An 18,567-nucleotide genomic window follows, 5' to 3' on the forward strand; every position below is an offset into this window, starting at 1 on the left:
CAGCGCGCGCTTGCCATTACAGAGTCCGCCCTCGGACCCAGCCATCCCGACACTGCCATTCATCTCGGAAACCTGGCAGCCGCCTACCGCGGTAGTGGCCGGGCGGCCGAGGCAATCCCGCTTCTGCAGCGCGCGCTTGCCATTACAGAGTCCGCCCTCGGACCCAGCCATCCCGACACTGCCATTCGCCTTGGAAACCTGGCAGCCACCTACCACGATGTTGGCAACGCGCAAGAGGCAACTACGCTTCTTCGCCGCGCCGTCACTATCGCGGAAGCAGCCTTGGGTCCTGATCATGCGCTTGCACGCGAGCTGGATAAAGAAAGATTGCTTTCGGAAGCCGGGCACCCCGGGGACAACCGTGCCTGATTTCGATGAAACGCGCGACATGATCTACGGGATCATCAAAAAGCAGCTAGACATTATTGAGCTTATCTCGTCCGCCGGACTGGCCAACCAGAAAGCCGGGCAAGACTTGACTCAAATCGGTAGACACCTTACCGCAATCTACAATATCAGCAGTGAGCAAGTCACCATTTCGAACCATAATGACCATCACGAGGAGACGAAAGTGACCGGGGACTCATTTAGCAACATCGGCGCCGGAGCGATTATCGTCAACCGGAGCCTACTTTCGCAATCCCTCAACAGGCTCGGATCGGACGGTCGAGATGAAATATCGACCGCCTTGCTGAAGGTTGCCGATCTTATTGAGAAATCGGGCAACGTTGAAGCCAGTGAGAGTTTCAATGCGATGACGGAAGAACTTAATCAAAGCGTGCCTCGCAAAGCCGTTTTGAAGGCACTTTGGGCAGGAGTAGTTGGCGCACTGCCGACCATCTCCGACATGGCTGACATAACAGACAAAATTTATAGTCTATTCAACTGATCCTCGACGAGAGAAAACCGGGTGAGCGACGCCTGGGTGAAGTACCAGTTGCGGCGTCCGGATCTGCCGCGTAGCGCTCGTCCCCGAAGGTGACGTCGGTGCCGGTCGCCGGTGTCCGGACGTGCCGATGTGCGGTCACTCCGGAAGTGTTCGCCGCGATCGGATGGAGTCATGACTGTTGAACGGTGCCGGAGATGAATGAGACTTTGACCGGCTCTGCCGGTGCCCTCACCGGGAAGAGTCCGCAGCGCCGGCCCGAGTCCGGACTCGAAGCCGATCAAGGCCGACGGTGAGGAGAAGCAGCGGTACGGCGAGGTAGGCCACGAGACCCGCGGCGCGCTTCGCTACGGTGGCGGCCCCTCCGAGGTGTGCGGGCAGGTCCCCGACGGCGGGCCAAGTCGACAAAATACTCCAGACAGCCGCGTTCTCGCCGTAGTCGAGCACGGTCATCGCGACTGCGGGGATCAGCAGGAGACGCCACCTCCGGCCCGGCAAGCGCCGGATCAACAGGGACGATACGAGCAGCAGGGCCAGGCCACAGAGCAGCGGGTACACGAGGTCGAGCAATTCCAACCGGAGATAGGCCGCCCTTCCCTCGGTACCGCAGGCCGCGACCAGATCGCGTGCATCTGCGGCGGTCCAGTGGCTGCGTACGTCCAGGGCGCTCCGCCCGCGGCAGGCCCGGGAGACCGCGCCGGTCAGGCCGGGCCAGCCGAACATGGCCAGTGCGCTGATCCCGTAGAGAACCCAGATAGCTACGACCACCCGGCCACGGCTCATCACGCGCCACGCCTTCACCACAACCTCCGATGCTACGATCTCGCAATACTTGCCCCTGGGGAGAGATAGTGCGAGATCGCAGCAGTTCTGTCAAGGGTGATGATCCGTCGAACGTGCTCTTCGACACCTGGCTCACGGCCCGCGCCGCCATCGCACTGCTGGACACCGCGCTGGCCGGCACCGGTCTGGACGCCGAGGACTTCGCCGTCTACTCCGTACTGCGCCAGGCCGGCGAGATCAGCCCGAGCGAACTCGCCCGGTGGATGTCCGCCCCGGCAACGACGGTTTCCAGCCACGTCAAGCGACTAGTCGCGCGCGGGCACGTCCGGCAGGTCCCACACCCAGAGGACCGTCGGTCGTACCGCATCACGCTCACCGACGCAGGCCAGCACGCTCACACCACGGCAGGCCGGCACTTCCTGTCCGCCCTGGCCACTGTCGAGGGCGCCCTCCCCCGGCCCGCCAGCGACGTACAGCAGGCGCTCCGGGACCTGCACGCCGCGATCGGCGCGGCCGCCCAGCGGGCATGATCGCCCACGGAGAGCGGGTCAACAAGGCACCCGGATCTGCCGCGTTGCAGGCCGGCGGCGGATGAGGTCGTCGCCCTCGGGTTCCAGTCGGTCATCGGAGTCTGGAACATCCCGACATAACCATGTGCCGGCATCAGGGGCGTGCACCGTTCAGGTAGACGGCTCGGGCACGTCATGGCCCGTGAGCCAGAGTCGCCACGGCTCACCCAGATCGCGGGATTCTACGTCGAAGATCGGATGCCAACGCCCGTCAGGCGAATACCAGCCGAGGGTGTAAAACCCGTCCTCACCCGACTCGATCGAGATCTCGGCGACGCCAGTGACCCGGCCAGCAGTACGGTCCGCCCGGTTGAGGTCGTGCACCCGCAGCATGGCGTCGCGCGGCTCCCCTGGATAGCTCTCCGTGTGCCACACACCGTCAGCGTCGACGTGGCCGACCTCGACTCCATCGTTCCACCGGTAGACGTACATCTTTCCTCCGCACCATCAATTCGGGCGAGGTTTACCGTAGCCGGCGCCCTCATCTGCCGCCGATCGGTCGAATGAGTAGTAGCGGCGCAGCAGCAGCCACCGACAGCTCGGGTGATCGCCTCGTCAGTGGCCCCTTCCGACGGAGTTCTACTGACGGTGTCCTACTCACCGAGCCACGCCAGGGACGTCGCCGGCCCTTCGTCCACGGACCCGCTAAGGACCTGCCACAGGCGCCACCGGGAAGGCCCAACCGCCCGAGTAGAGATCGTGATGGTGCCCCCGGACGATCTCCTCAGCGGCCCTCCGATGTGCGAATTCAATCTGCAGCCAACCGCAGGCCGAGGCGTACATCCTCATACCGTTCCACTGTAGGGCCAGGTACCACATCCGGATCATGCCGCGATCCGCATGCTGACCGGGATCATCGTGCGTCGAGGCTGCCCGGGCGTATGGAGCCGGACAGGAGGACAAAGTTCAGCAGATGATGGCGGCGGGCGTTGGGTTCGCAGCTCGCGTCGTAGCCGGCGGCGGCGAGTAGTCTGGCTGTTGCTGAAAGCTGCGACTGCAGGTTCACCTGCCAGTTCGTCGAGAGCCGTGTCGCCGGCCGCTACCCGCAGGCCCAGAACTGCGGGAACGGACCGGCTGATCAGCCGGTCCGTCGACGGCACCGGGGCTGGAGAACAACACCGAAGGCGCCGCAGGACGGCAAGACTCCGGTGGCGGCCATTGCGACGCCGCGATCTGGGCCCCGGTGACCGGCAGGGTGGGCGAGATCTGGTCGAGCAAGCGCTGCGCCAGGGCGGCGTCGATCTCGAGGTCTGCGCTGATGCGAACATCAGCCGCAGTCGCCAGGTCCACGACGTCGTCGATGGTGAACGCATCAGCTCCGAGAGTACTCAGCCGTCGCGCGAACTCCTGGACATTGATCATTTGCAGCCTCATCGTCGGATTGTTGATTATCCACCGTAACCCTCGCCTAGGTCGGCGGATCCTGCGCCCGCCGTGCGAGCCACCGCGGCCGACAGCCGGCACCGGCAACCGCGACCGCTGCGCGGCAGTCCGCAACTCTTCGGTGAGCTAATCGCGCGCGGCGCCGGCAGGGCTGTCACGCTCTGTGCTACCCATGCTGCTCCGCGACGCCCGGAAATGCCGCGATCCGAGCGTCACGACGATCGGTGTGCTGTCGTGCCGATGAGCGGATGTTGAACCGCATCAAGTCGTGGCCTGAGCTGAGAGGTGAGCCAACCGTGCAACCTCGTGGCTAATTGTACGGGCTGGTCAAGCTGGACCAGGTGACCCGCCCCATCGATCAGCTCGAGTTGAGCGCCCGGGATGAGTTCTGTCAGTAGGTGAGCACGGTCGACAGGGATCCACGTGTCGTTCTTGCCCCACACCACCAGAACGGGCAAGTCCAGACGCGGGTAGAGACCCTGAATCTCGTCCGTATAGGTCTGGTCCGCCTGAGCGATCTGTCGGTAGAACGCGGCTTACCCGTCGGTACCCAGCCAGGGAGAAACGAGGTCCTGCATCTGGCTAGGCGTCAGGTCCATGTGACTGGCTCCTGCGATGTAGGCCCGGATCGCTCCTTCGTGGACGGCCTTTGGCAGCGCGCTGAAAGCTTCGGTGTTGTCGCGTACGAGCCGGAAGAAGTCCGACCCCCAGGGAGCCAGTGCCACCACGTCGACGAGCGCCAACGACGCGAACGAACAGCCGTGCAAGAGAAGGGCCCTCAACGCGACGGCACCGCCGTAGTCGTGAGCTACGACATGTGGGGACGGCAGCTCCCAATGCGAGACGAGGTCAGCCAGTAACATACTCGGGCCGCGGGTCGCGCTGAGCCAGCGATCGCCTTACTGGAACGGATTCCGGGGATCGCCGCGCTGGCAGCCACTGGCTGACCGGCTCGGGACGTACGCCGGCTCCCGCGCCGAGCACCACGTCCTGCTCGACCAGGATTCGACGGCGTACTCGCCGGGTGACACGGTCTGGGCGGACGCTTGGTGGGCGACTTCGCCGGCGGGGAAGCCCTCTGGCGGTTCGGCGGCCACCAGTCAACCGCTGCCCCAGCCGTCGTTCCGGTCGGAAGTGCGGCGGCCGGGATGTCCGGCCCGATCCGATCATGCCCCACCAATCGCCGCCGAGCCCGGCGTGCGTCGGGCTGTCACGCCCCGGCACGTTGTCGAGTGGGGGGTCCGGGCACGTCATCCCCGATGAATTACGTGCCTGGACCCTCCACTCGACGCGTACCGACAGGCGCGGGAAGAGGCGATGCACACGCTGCCCCGTACCGCCCGAACAACTCGGCCCCCTTCACCGACCCTGGGCTGCCGGCGTCGAGGCTCAGTAGACAAGTTGGACGGCGACCAGCTGGACATCGTCCCCACCTGTCAGGGTTTGCGGCGGGCGACCAGCATGCCCAGCGGCGGGCGGCCCGGTGCCGGCGGGGTCTGCTCGACGGTCACCAGGACCTGGAAACCGGCTCCGGTCAGCAACCGCGCCACCTCGGCCGGCCGCTGCCGGTGGAAGCTCAGGTCGATCCGCTTGCCCTCGAACTCGTCCCGGTGCCGGATGTCGTCGCCGACCTGGAAAACCAACATCAGGTAGCCGCCCGGCACCAGCACCCGGTGGAACTCGGCGAACGCCTCCGGCCGCCGCTGCCACGGCAGATGGATGATCGAAAAGTAGGCGAGCAGCCCACCGAGCCCGCCGTCGGGCAGGTCCAGGTCGAGCATCGAACCGACCTCGAACCGCAGCCCCGGGTACGCCCGGCGGGCGTGGTCGATCATGCCTGGGGACAGGTCGACACCGAACGCGTCCAGCCCGTGCCCGGCCAACAGCACGGTGACCCGACCCGGCCCGCAGCCGACATCGGCGACCGCCGTGTTACCTGTCGAACGCACCAGCTCGGCGAACATGCCCAGCATGGCCCGGTCCAGCGGTGACTCGTCCAGCTCCGAGTTCACCGCCTCGGCGTACTCGCCGACGATCGCATCGTAGGAGTCACGGGTGGTGGTCAGGAAGTCGGCGTCGGACACCCGCAGCACGTTACCCGTTCTCATCCTTCTCCCATGATGGCGTGATCTGTTCAGCGGACATGGGCAACACATCGGCGCGCATCCTTGTCGTCGACGACCAGCCGAACATCGTCGACGTGCTGGTCACCGTGCGCACCTTCCACGGTTTCGCCGTCGACTCCGCGACCACGGTGGCGCAGGCGGAGCAGCTCGCCGAGTCGGGTCGACCGGACCTCGTCGTACTCGACGTGATGCTGCCCGACGGCGACGGCTTCGACCTGTGCCGGCGGCTACGGCAACGCGGCCGCCGGTTCGGCATCGTCTTCCTGACCGCCCGCGACGCCCGCCGCGACCTGGTCTCCGGGCTAACCCTCGGCGGTGACGACTACCTGACCAAGCCGTTCGCGGTGGAGGAACTGCTGGCCCGGGTACGGGCGGTGCTGCGCCGGGTCGGCTCCGGTCCCGCAGTCAGATCCTGGAGGCGGTGTGGCGCTACGACTCCGGCGGGCAGTCCCCGCTGACCAGCATCACCACACCGGAAGGGGGGACCGGGTGGTGACCGTCGACGCCGGCCCCGGCGTGGTGCTGCTGGGGCTGCCGCTGGCTCCGGTCCGGGAGACCGTGGCGCGGCTGCTCGGCATCGAGGTGCTGGTGGCGGTGGCGGTAGCCGTACTGCTGGCGTTTCTGGCCCGGATGCTGATCGTGGCCCGGATGCGGCCGTTGGACGACATCGCGCGGACCGCCGACGCGATCGCCGGGGGGCAGTTGGACCGCCGGGTGCCGATAACCGACGACCCCCGACGGGTACGGCGTACCGAAGCGGGCCGGCTGACCCTGGCGGTCAACGGCATGCTGGACCGGATCCTCGCCGCGTTGGCCGTGCGGGAGCGTTCCGAGCAGCGGATGCGGTCGTTCGTCACGGACGCGTCGCACGAGCTGCGGCGGGTGCTGGCGAACCTGCTGGTTAACGTACGGGCGTACACGCCGGTCGAGGCGAACGCCGAGGTGTCGGTGCACGCCGACGCCGGGCGGGCGCGGCGGGCGGCACCGTCGAGGGCAGCGGGCTCGGGCTGGCGATCGTCGCCGGCACGGTACGGGCTCTCGGCGGCGAGGTCGGCACCGACACCACTCCCGGCGGCGGGACCACCATCTGGTTCACCGTCCCGGCCGCGCCGGCCGGTGCCGCTGGCGTCACTCGTAGTGGTAGCGGCATGAAATGACAGTGATTGCCCCCTGCTCGACCGCGTACACCAGACGGTGCTCATCGTCGATGCGCCGCGACCGCAGGCCGGCAAGGTTGTTCCGAAGAATCTCGGGCTTGCCGATGCCTGGCCCGTCAGGGTCCCGCTTGATATCGGAAATCAGGGCGTTGATTCGCCTCAGCGTCTTGCGGTCCTGGGTCTGCCAGTACAGGTAGTCGGCCCAGGCGTTGTCGGTCCAGGTGAGCTTCACTCGTCGAGACCCAGGTCACGCTCGACGGCGGTCCCGGCCCGCCACTGATCGATGCTCTCCATCAGGTGATTCGCGTTGGCAGGCGTCCGGAGCAGGTAGTTCGTCTCCATGATCGAATCCCAGTCCTCCTTGCTCACCAGCACTGCATTGCCCCGCTTGGAGACGATCTCAATCGGGGTGTGGTCCTCGTTGACCCGCTCGATGAGCGGGAACAGAGTCTTGCGGGCCTCGCTCGCACTGATCGCCGCCGCCATGACGCCTCCTCAACCTTGTACCGGATACGGTACCACTTGTCGAGACCCCGCTGCCCGGGTGATCCCTCGCACCCCCGTAGCCGAGTTGCTGGCCGAACGCGGTGACCTGCCGGCGGCGCTGGAGTGGTACGACCGGACCGTCGCCCGCCTGACGCCGGAGGATCTCGAGGCGCTGCGCGGGCCGAACGGCTGGATGCGGATGTCGTCGGTGCTGGTCCGGGCCCGGCGCGAGGTCCGGCGCAGGCTCGGGTTGCCGGCCGACGCCACCGACAAGATCGCCCCGGCGGCACCGTTACAACGGACGGTCGAGCCGACCGGACTGCCGACGACGCTGGACGAGGCGCGTGAGCACTTCGAGTCGGGTCGGATACCCGATCAGTTGCGGCTGCTGGTCTTTCAGCGTGCGGAGCGGGCCAAGGCCCGCCGCCGGTGGCCCGACGGGTACGTCGACCCTGACGAGGAGTACTTCCCGGCGGCGGAGCGTCGCTGGCGCGGCCTGGCTTAGCGCGACGGGCTGCTACCGGCCGGCGAAGCGGGTCGACCACTCGACGCAGCAGCCGGGCTGTCGTTCAGCACCGGCGGTAACCCACCGTACTATGCCGGGTGGACCAGATCACGGGGGGTACGGTGGCTGGGCGGCTGGCAAACCGACTGGGAACGGCCCGCGAGGAGGCGTTCGTCGGCCGTACTGCCGAACTGGACGCCTTTAGGGCCGCACTGGCCGGCACGCCGGACGGATGTCCGGTGTGGTTCGTACACGGCCCCGGCGGCATCGGCAAGTCCATGTTGCTGCGTCGGTTCGCGACCCTCGCCCGCGACGCCGGCCGGATCGTCGTCCAGGTCGACGGCGCCGGCATCGACCCGTCCCCGGCCGGATTCACCGCAGCCGCCTACGTCGCGCTCAGCGGCGCGCCGGCCGTCCTGCTCGTCGACACGTTCGAACGCTGCCAGGGTCTGGAAGGCTGGCTGCGGGACCGGTTCCTGCCGCGCATCCCGGACGGCGTCGTCGTGGTGGTCGCCGGCCGGCAGGCACCGGACTGCGAGTGGCAGGCCGACCTCGGTTGGTCCGGCGTACTGCGGGTGGAGTGCCTCGGCGGTCTGCCGCCGGACGCGGCCACCGAACTGCTGGACCGGCGCGGCGTACCGCGTGAACTCTGGGAGGCGGTGCTGCGCTTCGCTGGCGGCCATCCGCTCGCGCTCAACCTCTCCGCCGCGGTCGCGGTCGGCGACCGGCGGGCCTCCGCCACCTGGACACCGACCCCGGACGTCGTCGCGACCCTGCTGCACCACCTGGTCGGCGAGGTGCCGTCGGCGCAGCACCGGCTCGCGCTGGAGACCTGCTCACACGCGCTGACCACCACCGAGGACCTGCTGCGTTCGGTCGTCGGCGAGGCGGCGGCGGAGCTGTTCGCCTGGCTGCGCCGGCTGCCATTCGTCCAAAGTGGCCGCGATGGGGTCGTCCCGCACGACGTGGTACGTAGTGTGCTGGACGCGGATCTGCGCTGGCGGGACCCGCACGGCTACCAGGTGATGCACGCCCGGGTGGCGGCCCACCTGCTGCACCGGGCACGGGCCGCCAGCGGCGACGCCGTCCTACCGGCGGTCCGCTCGCTGTACCACATTCTGCAGGACACCGCCGTGATGGCGCCGTTCGCGCTGCGCCACGGCGGCGGCGCGGTCTACCCGGACCTGGCGACGCCCGACGACCACGCCACCCTGCGGCGGATCGTGCGGGAGTCCGGCGACGGCACCGACGATCTGGTCGGCTTCTGGCTGGACCGCCAACCGGAGGCGTTCGACGTGTACCGGCGCTCGCACGACGGGGCCGTCGCCGGGTTCCAGGTGACGCTGCGGCTGACCGGCCCGGATCCGGACGAGGTCGCCGCCGACCCGGTGGTCGCGGCGGTGTGGCGGTGTGCCGCGACCGCGCCGCCGCGGGCCGGCGAACACATCCTGGTCACCCGGTTCAGCTACCCGCTGCCGGCGCGGCGGCGCTCCGCGGTCCGGGACCTGATGCACGTGCGGACCCTGCAGTGGTGGATTCGGTCGCAGCGACTCGCCTGGTCGTTCCTCACGCTGGCCGACGAGGCGGTCGGGGTGGCCGAGTTCATCGACCACCAGCCGGTCCGGCCCCGGCCGGTGGCGAACGGCCGGGCGTACGACCTGTACGCGCACGACTGGCGGGCGGTCCCGGTGCACGGGTGGGCGGCCCGGGTGACCGCGTGGCCGCTGAACGCCGCGCCGGCCCGGTCGTCGACCGGCGCGAGCACCGCCGTCGCGACCCCGGTCCACGCGGTGCTGTCCCGGCCCGACTTCGACGCGGCGGTCCGGTCGGCGCTGCGGCGGCTGCACGACGAGTCGGCGCTGCGGGCCAACCCGTTGACCCGCAGCCGGCTGGTGGTCGCCCCCGGAGGTGGCTCCGCCGCTGATCGGACCAGCACCCGGGACCCGGTGGACACGCTGCGGACGCTGCTGGCCGACGCCGCGGAGTCGCTGCGGCACGACCCCCGCGACGCCAAGCTGTACCGGGTGCTGTCCGCCACCTACCTCACCGGGCCGACCACCCAGGAGGCGGCGGCGGACCGGCTCGGCCTGCCGGCCAGCACGTACAAGCGGCATCTGCGGGCCGCCATCGACCGGGTCTGTGAACTGTTGTGGCGCCGGGAGTCGTGACCCGACCGTCGCTCAGCTTGAGTCAGCCGTGCAGTTCGCGGTGCCACAGGGCGTCGCTGATCCGGTCCAACGCCCGGGTCAGATGCCGCCGGTAGGTGCTGAACGGCAGGCCGAGCCGGTCCGCCGCCGCCTCCTGCGTCGGGGTGCCGTGCACGAACGTGGTGACCAGTACCCGGTGTGACCGGGTGTCGGCGCGCAGGCCGTCGAGCGCGGCACCGAGTACGCCGCGCAGCGCGTCGACCGGGTCGCCGTCCGGGCGGTCGGCGACCAGCCGGGTACGGACCAGCGGGTTGGCGGCGAGCGCGTCGGGGCGGCGCCAGGCCCGCATCGCGGACCGGACCGCCGCGTCGAACTCGGGGCGGGACAGCACCAGCAGGTCGGCGCCGGGCCGGGCGGTACGCGGCTGCAGCCCGTACAACAGTTGCTGCTGGTTGTGGTTGAGCCAGCGCATCAGCGGCGCGACCCGCCAGTCGTGGAAGAACAGGTGGTACGGGCGTCCGCCGACCTGCGGCACCGTATCGACCGGATGGTCGTCGAAGTACGCCAGGTGTGGCCCCCAGAACTCGGCGTCGCGCAGCACCAGGTAGTGCAGGGCCAGACCCTTGTCATGCAGGTAGTGGGCCAGCATCCGCATCTGGATCATGTCGGTCACCGGCGACGGCCGCTGGTAGGACGGGGGATGCACCATGAACCGGGCCAGACCGATGTGTTCGCCGCCGCGCAGCGGGGCGCTGGCCCGGCAGTGCCGCCAGGCGGTGTCGACGACCGGATCGGCTTCCAGCTCGGCCGGCTGTGGGTCGTCCAGGTCCAGCCAGATCATGAAGCCCACCACCTCGTCGGTGGCGGAGCTGCGGTAGACGTGGCAGCCCTCGGGCTGACGGTCCAGCCAGAGGCCGACCAGCGCAGCGGACCCCGGGCCTTCGGCCTCGCCGGCGAGGTCCAGCACCGTCGGCCGGTCCGCCGGCTGGTACGGAGCCTCGTAGGCCTCGCCCTCGCCGGCGAAGGTGAAGTAGCGGCGGATCTCCTGCGCGTGCCGTTGCAGGTACATCATCGCGCCGACCGCCGGCAGCACCGTCGGCCCGGTGGCGGCCAACGCCTGCTCGAGCAGGTAGGCGTGCAACCGCCGGTGCATCGTCTCGTAGCCCTGCGGGTCACGCCAGCGCAGGTCGTCGTTGAGCGCGTCACGGACCACGTCGTGCGGACGCAGGCCGCGGGCGTCGGACTCGATGAACGGCAACTCACGCAGCCAGGCGAAGATCGGCCCGGGGTCGCGGTCCAGGGCCGCCCGCAGCAGTCCTTCGGTGGTCGTCTGGGCATGCGCGCAGATCTCCAGCGCCTGCCGGTGCAGCGGTGACGGCGTCTCCCCGATCAACTGGGTGAGCAGGGTCTCCACCACGTTCAGGCTGGGCCGCCAGGCGGCGGTGGCGGCAGCGTCGTGGGTGACCGCGACCTCGGCTGCGAGCCGCAGCGCCAGCGGGTGGCCGCCGGCGAACGACAACACCGAGGGATGCAGATCCGGCGGTACGCCCCGGCGGTTGAGCAGCGCGACGGCATGCTCCCGGGACAGGTTGCCCATCGGGATCACTTTCAGCAGATCACGCCAGGCCGGATCGGCCCGCCACTGCGGCCCGGGGCCGCCCCGGCCGGCCAACACCACCAGGACGGACTCCGGCAGTCGCGGCAGGAACCGGTCCCGCAGCCAGTCCTCCAGCCCCTGGCATTGCTCGAAGGAGTCGACCAGCAGCACCGCCGTGTCGTCGGCCAGCGCGTCGCCGGCGGCGAGCTCGAACCGGCCCGGTGACGGACTGACCGCCCGGCCGTCCACATGCACCACCCGTCGCCCGGCTGCGGCCGCCTCGTCACTGAAGTACCGCAGCAGGGTGGACTTGCCGATGCCGCCCGGCCCGTGCAGGTAGAGCACTCCGAGCGGTTCGGGGGCGCGCTCCAACGCCTGCCGCAGCAGAGCGAGCTCGGCGGCCCGGCCAACGAAGTGGTGCTCCCGGGTCTGCCGCAGCCGTCGGTCCAGACTGGTGGTCGCTTGCCCACATCCGGCCATCACAAATCGATATCTTAGTGAAGCCGGTACGCCAGCGGCCGCCCCGGCCCGACAGCCGGGATGGCACCACCGGCCGCCCCGGGGCGGGATCGGCAGGTCAGCGTGACTGCAGGGTGTCCAGTGCGACGGCCATGGCGATCACCAGGCGGCGGTCCAGTTGCGGGTGGTGGATGTCGACCTGGTAGTTGTCCCGCAGGCTCCACTTGCGTACCACGGAGAAGGCCGGTTGGCCGTCGATGGTGAAGTCGAAGTGGTACGGCAGCCAGGGGGGCAGGTCGCCGATCCGGCGCAGCACGGCGACCACCATGTTGCGCTCCGCGCCGGTCGCCACGCCGAGGCCGGGTTGCTCCAGGTGCCAGGTGGAGCGCAGCAGCGACCGGGTGAAGTCCTTGCGGAACAGTCCGATCGGGTGGCCGGCGGCGTCCGTCACGTCGTAGGTCGCCCCGAGGTCGACCACCTGCCGGGCGTTGAACCCGAGTACGCACTGCTGGCGCTGGTCGTCGGCGTAGAAGGTGACCCGTTCACGGAAGGCCAGCCGCTTCTGCTGGGCGAAGGCGAGCAGCGGCCCGGATGAGCCGTCCGGGCCGACGGCGCGGACCTCGTACTGATTGACGATTGGCCGGATGCGTTGCCGTACGTGCATCTGTCGCAGCGTCTGCAGTTGCTGCTGGTCCATTGGTCGGTGGCTCTCTTCCGTCGGGGATGGGCGGCCGTTCGCCGCCGGCACGGTGGGCGGCCGTGCGCCACCGGATCGAAAGTTTGCCATGGATATCCGGCACGACACTCACCGGCATCACCGACCACATATCCTTCAGTAGCCTCCACGCTACGTTCCGTCAGCCCCCTGCGGCAGGCCGACAACAAAGGATCGGACGAATGTGGCCTATTCGACAAAAGGCTTCCGCTGCCACGCAACCACCGGCCGACTCTCCCGCCGACCGCGAGGCGCTGCCCGAACTCGCCGACGCGGACTGGATGCACCACGCCCGCGCGTTCGCCGAGACCAGCTTCTGGACGGTCGCCCGCCGGCTGCCCGGGATCCTCGCCGAGGCGGTCCAGTTGGCCTGGTCGGTGAGCCCACGCGACACGGTCGCCGCGATCGGGCTGAACATCGTGGCCGGGGTGATGACCACGTTCGGGCTGCTGGCCACCAGCAGCGTACTGCGGGAACTTTTCGCCTCCGGTCCGACACCGGACCGGATCCGCGCGGCCGCTCCAGCACTCGCCGTCGCCGCGCTCGCCGTGGTGGCCCGGGGCGGGCTGACCATCGCCGCCGGCTGGGCCCAGGCCCGGCTGAAGCCACAGGTCACCTACCGGGCCGAGCTGCGGCTGTTCGAGGCCACCACGTCGGTGGAGCTGGCCGCCTTCGACGACGCCGGCTTTGCCGAGGAGATGGACCGGGCCCGCGACCGGGGGACCGTCGAAGCGGCGTCCATTGTCGATGACGCGGTGAACCTCACCACCGGGGTCGTCGGGGTGGCCGCCACCGCCGCAGCGGTCACCGTCATCGAACCGCTGCTGCTGCCGTGTCTGCTGCTGGCGGCGGTACCGGCCGCCGTCACCGCCATCCGGATCGCCCGCCGCGAATACCTCGCGTTGCTGGCCCGGATCACCCGCCGGCGACGGATGTGGATGTTGGCCCACCTGATGGCGAACCGGCACACCGCTGCGGAGATCCGCACCTACCAGATGCGGGACTTCCTGCTCGGCGAGTACCACCGCACGATGACCACCGAGACCCGGGCCCAGCTGCGACTGGTCCGGGCACAGACCGGCACCCGGGTCGTCGGCGGCGCGTTCAGCGGCACCGCCACCTTCGTCGTCTACGCCGTACTCGGCGGTCTGCTTCTGGTCGGCATGATCCCGTTGGCCGCCGCCGCCACCGCGATGATCGCGCTCCAGGCCGCCCGGGCCAACCTCAACACCGCCATCCACGCCACCAACGCGCTGTACGAGGACGCGCTGTACTACCGCGACTACCGCGACTTCCTGGCCCGCGCCGACCGACAGGTGCCGCCGGCCGGCGGCCGGCGGATCGGCGGGTACGACGAGATCGAGCTGGACGGCGTCAGCCTGAGCTACCCGGACACCGACCGGCCGGCGGTCGACGGGGTCAGCTTGACCCTGCGTCGGGGTGAGGTGATCGCGCTGGTCGGCGAGAACGGCTCTGGAAAGTCGACCCTGGCCAAGCTGATCGCCGGGCTGTACCGGCCGAGCAGCGGCACCATCCGCTGGGACGGCGTCGACATCGACGAGATCGACCCGCAGCGGCTCGCCGGCCAGGTCGCGGTGGTGAGCCAGGACTGGTGGCGGTTCCCGTTCACCGCCGGGCAGAACATCACCATCGGCCGACCGGACCGCGACCGGTCAGGGTACGGTCAGCCGGACCGCCACCAGGCGGAGCGCGACCGGGTACGGCCGTCCATGGTGGATGCAGCGACCGCCGCCACCGCCCACGACATGATCGAAAGCCTGCCCCGCGGCTATCAGACGCTGCTCGACCGCAACTTCCGGGAGGGCCACGACCTCTCCGGTGGCCAGTGGCAGCGGCTGGTCGCCGCCCGTGGCATCTACCGCGACGCGCCGCTGCTGATCTGCGACGAACCGTCCGCGGCGCTGGACGCCCGCGCCGAACACGCCCTGTTCCAGCAGCTCAAACGCCGACCCGACCGGACTGTCGTGCTGATCACCCACCGGCTGGCGAACGTCCGCCAGGCCGACCGGATCTACGTGCTGCGGTCGGGCCGGCTGATCGAGGCCGGTACGCACGACGAGCTACTCGCCGCCGACGGGCTGTACCGGGAACTGTTCGAACTGCAGGCGAGCGGGTACGCCGACACGCCCGTCGGATAATCGACCGGTGACCGCCACCACCGGACCCACCGCCGCCCCGGCCACGCCCTCGGCTGCGCCGCCAGCCATGCCCTCTGCCGCCGCCTCGGCCGCGCCGCCGACCCGGGCTCCGGCAGCGGTACTGGAGGCGGTCCTGGAACGGATCACCTACGCCAACGAGGAGACCGGCTACACCATCGCCCGGGTCGCCACCGAGCGGTCCGGCACCGACCTGCTGACCGTGGTCGGCTCGCTGCTCGGCGTACAGCCCGGGGAAAGTATCCGGCTGGTCGGCCGGTGGGGATCGCACCCGAAGTACGGCCGACAGTTCGAGGTCCACTCGTACACCACCGTGCTGCCGGCCACCGTGCAGGGCATCGAACGCTACCTCGGCTCCGGCCTGATCAAGGGGATCGGGCCGAAGATGGCCGGCCGGATCGTCGCCCACTTCGGCGCCGACACGCTACGGATCATCGAAGAAGAGGCTGGCCGGCTGGTCGAGGTGCCCGGTCTCGGGCCGAAACGGACGTCGCTGATCGCCAAGGCGTGGATCGAACAGCAGGCGATCAAGGAGGTGATGATCTTCCTGCAGGGGGTCGGGGTCACCACCTCGCTCGCCGTACGGATCTACAAGAAGTACGGCGACGGGTCGATCTCGATCGTCCGCAACGAGCCGTACCGGCTGGCCGCCGACGTCTGGGGCATCGGATTCAAGACCGCCGACACCATCGCCCAGGCGGTCGGCATCCCGCACGACAGCCCGGAACGGATCAAGGCCGGCATCCAGTACACCCTCTCCGAGGCCGCCGACAACGGCCACTGCTACCTGCCGGAGCCCAACCTGTGCACCGACGCCGCCGGCATCCTCGGCGTCGGCGTCGAGCTCGTCCGCGACGCGCTCACCTCGCTGGCCGCCGAGGAAGGCGTGGTACGCGAGGCGGTGCCGAACCCGACCAGTGAGGGCGGCACCATCCCGGCCGTCTACCTGGTGCCGTTCCACCGGGCCGAATGCTCACTGGCCGGCAGCCTGCTGCGGCTGCTGCACCACCGCGCCGACCGGTTGTCGGCGTTCGCCGACGTCGACTGGGGCCGGGCGCTTGCCTGGCTGCGCGCCGGCACCGGCGCCGACCTCGCCCCCGAGCAGGAGCAGGCGGTACGCCTGGCGCTGACCTCGAAGGTGGCGGTGCTCACCGGCGGGCCGGGCTGCGGCAAGTCGTTCACCGTCAAGTCGATCATCACGCTGGCCGCCGCCAAGGGCGCCAAGATCGTGCTCGCCGCGCCGACCGGCCGGGCGGCGAAGCGGATGACCGAACTCACCGGCCACCCGGCCGCCACCGTGCACCGGCTGCTGCAGCTGCGGCCGGGTGGGGATCCGACGTACGACCGGGACAACCCGATCGACGCGGACCTGATCGTCGTCGACGAGGCGTCGATGCTCGACCTGATCCTGGCCAACAAGCTGGTCAAGGCGGTGGCACCCGGCGCCCACCTGCTGTTGGTCGGCGACGTCGACCAGTTGCCGTCGGTCGGCGCCGGCGAAGTGCTGCGCGACGTGCTCGCCGCCCCGGCCGTACCGCAGGTGCGGTTGACCCGGATCTTCCGGCAGGCCCAGGAGTCCGGGGTGGTGGTCAATGCGCACCGGATCAACGCCGGCGAGCAGCCCCGTACCGACGGCATGGCCGACTTCTTCCTGTTCGCGGCCGACGACCCGGAGGCGGTCGCCGGCCTGGTGGTGGACATCGTCGCCCGGCGGATCCCGCGCAAGTTCCGGGTGCCGGCCCGCGACATCCAGGTACTCAGCCCGATGCACCGGGGTCCGGCCGGCGCCGGCAACCTGAACACCGCCCTGCAGGAGGCGCTCGCACCGCCGCGCGACGACCGGCCGGAGCGGCGGCACGGCGCCCGGGTGTTCCGGATCAACGACAAGGTCATCCAGATCCGCAACAACTACGACAAGGGCACCGCCGGGGTCTTCAACGGCACCATCGGGGTGGTCACCGCGGTCAGCACCGAGGATCGCAAGCTGACCGTCCGCACCGACGAGGACGAGGACATCGAGTACGAGTTCGACGAGCTGGACGAGCTGCAGCACGCGTACGCGATCACCGTGCACCGCTCCCAGGGCAGCGAGTATCCGGCGGTGGTCATCCCGGTCACCATGAGCTCGTACACCTTGCTGCAGCGCAACCTGCTCTACACGGCGGTGACCCGGGCGAAGAAACTCGTGGTCCTGGTCGGCTCCCGTAAGGCGATCGCGATCGCGGTCCGGACCGCCGGGGCCGGCCGCCGGCACACCGCACTCACCCACCGCCTGGCACCCGACGACTGACCCATGATGATCAATATCATGTACGGGTTGGGTCAATGCGCACCTGCCGGCCCAGGATGAGGATCTTGGTGTCGAGCAGGCCGTGTATCTCAGCCCGCTACGAACGCGCCAGCCTCATCGTCATCTCGAACAAGCCCTTGGGCCGCTGGGCGCTGGTCAAACTTCGACCGTCGCCAGAGCCAATTTCACATGTCGTCGACACGGTTGCTGGCTCGAATTCGTCCGCTGCATGATCCGGTCAGTTCCACTTCACTTGTCCCGGCTGCACGGCGCGATGTTCGGTCGCTGACGCTGAGCACATCGGTGGGCTCTGCAGCATGTGCACGGCCGGTCAGGTCTGGCAGTCGTTGTCGGTTGGTGACCGGCAGACCGTGGACGCGGCCCCTGAGTCGCGGCCCGATCGCGGTGCTCCTAGCCATGCGGGAGCTGACTCCGGCGATCCGGCTACCCCATGCGGCTGACCTGCTTGCCTTCCGTCCACGAGAGGGCGATCAAGCCAAGGCCTCGCCGCCGGTGTAGGCGCGTCCTCACCAACGGCACTGTCTGCCATACTCCGCCCACTTCGAGGTGAGGATTACGCACGTTAAAACGCATGAATAACGTGCGTAATCCTCACCTCGACGCAGCCACCTTCCGGGCTCGCTAGAGCCGGAGAGCGATCTACACCGAAGGACAGCTCCCGAGAGAGCTGCGACACGAGGGCCTGATCACCGTGATCCAGGGCAGCGGCATGCCTCAATGAAGGGCAGCTCCCGAGAGAGCTGCGACAGGGTCGAAATTTTACCCCTCCTGACCTGGTGCGGAGCAAGGGGTCCGCGAGGGGGTCCACCAACAGAGGGCGCGGCGACAGCCCAAATGTCATCATCGTCCATTACAGAACGATGTCTGATCAGGGGAAACGGCTCCGCGAGGGGTCCGCGCTCACGGCGGTCATGACGGAGCCTTCGCGGCGGGGAGCTGAACCGCCGAGCCGGCCGGCAATCAGGCGGCCCCGGTCCCCCACTGTCAGGCGAGCAGTGCGGACCCTCCTGGTCGCCTCAACCGACGTAGGCCCCACCTCGACGGCCCGGGTCGGACCGTCGAGCCAGCGCACACACTCTTGACAGAAGGGCAGTCTAGAGCCAGGCCGGCCTGGGTTACATCCCGGACGCAGACCTGGAGCGCCGACCCTGCTGAGGCGGGTCGGCGCTCGTTGGCTGTCTCGCCGGGGTAGGCGTCAGCCGATCAGTGAGCCCTTTTCATGCTGCGTAGCGGTCGGTCTCGACGTGGTGCAGAACGAGGATGGCC

General features: G+C 69.2%; 19 protein-coding genes and 1 pseudogene. 10 read left to right on the forward strand and 10 right to left on the reverse strand.

What is annotated here, in order from left to right:
• A partial coding sequence (locus ACFHWS_RS27460; RefSeq protein ID WP_416569472.1) for a tetratricopeptide repeat protein occupies positions 1-369 on the forward strand: 369 nt, incomplete at its 5' end.
• Positions 362-889 (forward strand): hypothetical protein, encoded by a 528-nt coding sequence (locus tag ACFHWS_RS27465; RefSeq protein ID WP_416569473.1) that lies wholly within the window; start codon positions 362-364, stop codon positions 887-889. The genes ACFHWS_RS27460 and ACFHWS_RS27465, both read left to right, overlap by 8 nt.
• 228 nt (positions 890-1,117) lie before the next feature.
• Here the strand turns inward: ACFHWS_RS27465 and ACFHWS_RS27470 are convergent, their stop codons facing one another.
• Positions 1,118-1,690, reverse strand: coding sequence for a hypothetical protein (locus ACFHWS_RS27470; protein ID WP_416569474.1), 573 nt, complete (start codon positions 1,688-1,690; stop codon positions 1,118-1,120).
• Positions 1,691-1,737: 47 nt separating this feature from the next.
• Between ACFHWS_RS27470 and ACFHWS_RS27475 the strand changes: the two genes are divergently transcribed.
• Complete coding sequence (locus ACFHWS_RS27475; RefSeq protein ID WP_416569475.1) at positions 1,738-2,199, forward strand: MarR family winged helix-turn-helix transcriptional regulator; 462 nt, start codon at positions 1,738-1,740, stop codon at positions 2,197-2,199.
• Between the two features lie 150 nt (positions 2,200-2,349).
• Here the strand turns inward: ACFHWS_RS27475 and ACFHWS_RS27480 are convergent, their stop codons facing one another.
• From ACFHWS_RS27480 to ACFHWS_RS27500, 5 genes are all read right to left on the reverse strand, one after another.
• A complete protein-coding gene (locus ACFHWS_RS27480) occupies positions 2,350-2,670 on the reverse strand; it encodes a hypothetical protein (protein WP_416569476.1) in 321 nt (106 codons plus the stop codon).
• Positions 2,671-3,091: 421 nt separating this feature from the next.
• Positions 3,092-3,244, reverse strand: coding sequence for a hypothetical protein (locus ACFHWS_RS27485; RefSeq protein WP_416569477.1), 153 nt, complete (start codon positions 3,242-3,244; stop codon positions 3,092-3,094).
• 589 nt (positions 3,245-3,833) lie between these two features.
• Complete coding sequence (locus ACFHWS_RS27490) at positions 3,834-4,139, reverse strand: alpha/beta fold hydrolase (protein WP_416569484.1); 306 nt, start codon at positions 4,137-4,139, stop codon at positions 3,834-3,836.
• Between the two features lie 18 nt (positions 4,140-4,157).
• Positions 4,158-4,403, reverse strand: a complete 246-nt coding sequence (locus tag ACFHWS_RS27495; protein ID WP_416569478.1) for a hypothetical protein — start codon at positions 4,401-4,403, stop codon at positions 4,158-4,160.
• A gap of 654 nt (positions 4,404-5,057) precedes the next feature.
• On the reverse strand, positions 5,058-5,729 hold the full coding sequence (locus tag ACFHWS_RS27500; RefSeq protein WP_416569479.1) for a methyltransferase domain-containing protein: 672 nt from the start codon (positions 5,727-5,729) through the stop codon (positions 5,058-5,060).
• A gap of 17 nt (positions 5,730-5,746) precedes the next feature.
• Between ACFHWS_RS27500 and ACFHWS_RS27505 the strand changes: the two genes are divergently transcribed.
• The 3 genes and pseudogenes from ACFHWS_RS27505 to ACFHWS_RS27515 all read left to right on the forward strand — a co-directional run bounded on the left by ACFHWS_RS27505 (position 5,747) and on the right by ACFHWS_RS27515 (position 6,904).
• Positions 5,747-6,205, forward strand: a complete 459-nt coding sequence (locus tag ACFHWS_RS27505) for a response regulator transcription factor (RefSeq protein WP_416569480.1) — start codon at positions 5,747-5,749, stop codon at positions 6,203-6,205.
• Between the two features lie 190 nt (positions 6,206-6,395).
• A pseudogene (locus ACFHWS_RS27510) lies at positions 6,396-6,539 on the forward strand (HAMP domain-containing protein); the annotation flags it as partial.
• Positions 6,540-6,760: 221 nt separating this feature from the next.
• Positions 6,761-6,904: a hypothetical protein gene (locus tag ACFHWS_RS27515; RefSeq protein WP_416569485.1), complete on the forward strand. Its 144-nt coding sequence runs from the start codon at positions 6,761-6,763 to the stop codon at positions 6,902-6,904.
• Here the strand turns inward: ACFHWS_RS27515 and ACFHWS_RS27520 are convergent.
• Both ACFHWS_RS27520 and ACFHWS_RS27525 read right to left on the reverse strand, forming a co-directional pair.
• On the reverse strand, positions 6,876-7,136 hold the full coding sequence (locus ACFHWS_RS27520) for a Txe/YoeB family addiction module toxin (protein WP_416569481.1): 261 nt from the start codon (positions 7,134-7,136) through the stop codon (positions 6,876-6,878). The two genes, ACFHWS_RS27515 and ACFHWS_RS27520, sit on opposite strands and share 29 nt — an antisense overlap.
• Positions 7,133-7,390: a type II toxin-antitoxin system Phd/YefM family antitoxin gene (locus ACFHWS_RS27525; RefSeq protein ID WP_278173223.1), complete on the reverse strand. Its 258-nt coding sequence runs from the start codon at positions 7,388-7,390 to the stop codon at positions 7,133-7,135. The genes ACFHWS_RS27520 and ACFHWS_RS27525 overlap by 4 nt, the downstream gene beginning before the upstream one ends.
• A gap of 58 nt (positions 7,391-7,448) precedes the next feature.
• Between ACFHWS_RS27525 and ACFHWS_RS27530 the strand changes: the two genes are divergently transcribed.
• Both ACFHWS_RS27530 and ACFHWS_RS27535 read left to right on the forward strand, forming a co-directional pair.
• Positions 7,449-7,895: a hypothetical protein gene (locus ACFHWS_RS27530; RefSeq protein WP_416569482.1), complete on the forward strand. Its 447-nt coding sequence runs from the start codon at positions 7,449-7,451 to the stop codon at positions 7,893-7,895.
• Positions 7,896-7,993: 98 nt separating this feature from the next.
• Complete coding sequence (locus tag ACFHWS_RS27535) at positions 7,994-10,063, forward strand: AAA family ATPase (protein ID WP_416569483.1); 2,070 nt, start codon at positions 7,994-7,996, stop codon at positions 10,061-10,063.
• Positions 10,064-10,085: 22 nt separating this feature from the next.
• On the opposite strand, the gene ACFHWS_RS27540 is transcribed toward ACFHWS_RS27535, so the two are convergent.
• The gene (locus tag ACFHWS_RS27540; protein ID WP_416556550.1) at positions 10,086-12,119 is read right to left on the reverse strand and encodes an AAA family ATPase; all 2,034 of its coding nucleotides are present in this window, start codon (positions 12,117-12,119) and stop codon (positions 10,086-10,088) included.
• 97 nt (positions 12,120-12,216) lie between these two features.
• On the reverse strand, positions 12,217-12,795 hold the full coding sequence (locus ACFHWS_RS27545) for a hypothetical protein (protein WP_416556551.1): 579 nt from the start codon (positions 12,793-12,795) through the stop codon (positions 12,217-12,219).
• Between the two features lie 200 nt (positions 12,796-12,995).
• On the opposite strand from ACFHWS_RS27545, the gene ACFHWS_RS27550 reads away from it, so the two are divergent.
• Both ACFHWS_RS27550 and ACFHWS_RS27555 read left to right on the forward strand, forming a co-directional pair.
• Complete coding sequence (locus ACFHWS_RS27550) at positions 12,996-14,972, forward strand: ABC transporter ATP-binding protein (RefSeq protein ID WP_416556552.1); 1,977 nt, start codon at positions 12,996-12,998, stop codon at positions 14,970-14,972.
• 67 nt (positions 14,973-15,039) lie between these two features.
• Positions 15,040-17,280, forward strand: coding sequence for an ATP-dependent RecD-like DNA helicase (locus tag ACFHWS_RS27555; RefSeq protein WP_416569486.1), 2,241 nt, complete (start codon positions 15,040-15,042; stop codon positions 17,278-17,280).
• Positions 17,281-18,567: the final 1,287 nt, after the last annotated feature.

This window comes from Micromonospora sp. LOL_013 (assembly GCF_048060315.1).
Taxonomy (GTDB): domain Bacteria; phylum Actinomycetota; class Actinomycetes; order Mycobacteriales; family Micromonosporaceae; genus Micromonospora_E.

Bases quoted from the DNA above. Each gene is read 5' to 3' on its own strand.
- ACFHWS_RS27480 (WP_416569476.1), bottom strand. From the start codon at position 2,670: ATGTACGTCTACCGGTGGAACGATGGAGTCGAGGTCGGCCACGTCGAC.
- ACFHWS_RS27500 (WP_416569479.1), bottom strand. From the start codon at position 5,729: ATGAGAACGGGTAACGTGCTGCGGGTGTCCGACGCCGACTTCCTGACC.
- ACFHWS_RS27525 (WP_278173223.1), bottom strand. From the start codon at position 7,390: ATGGCGGCGGCGATCAGTGCGAGCGAGGCCCGCAAGACTCTGTTCCCG.
- ACFHWS_RS27540 (WP_416556550.1), bottom strand. From the start codon at position 12,119: ATGGCCGGATGTGGGCAAGCGACCACCAGTCTGGACCGACGGCTGCGG.
- ACFHWS_RS27545 (WP_416556551.1), bottom strand. From the start codon at position 12,795: ATGGACCAGCAGCAACTGCAGACGCTGCGACAGATGCACGTACGGCAA.
- ACFHWS_RS27550 (WP_416556552.1), top strand. From the start codon at position 12,996: ATGTGGCCTATTCGACAAAAGGCTTCCGCTGCCACGCAACCACCGGCC.
- ACFHWS_RS27555 (WP_416569486.1), top strand. From the start codon at position 15,040: ATGCCCTCTGCCGCCGCCTCGGCCGCGCCGCCGACCCGGGCTCCGGCA.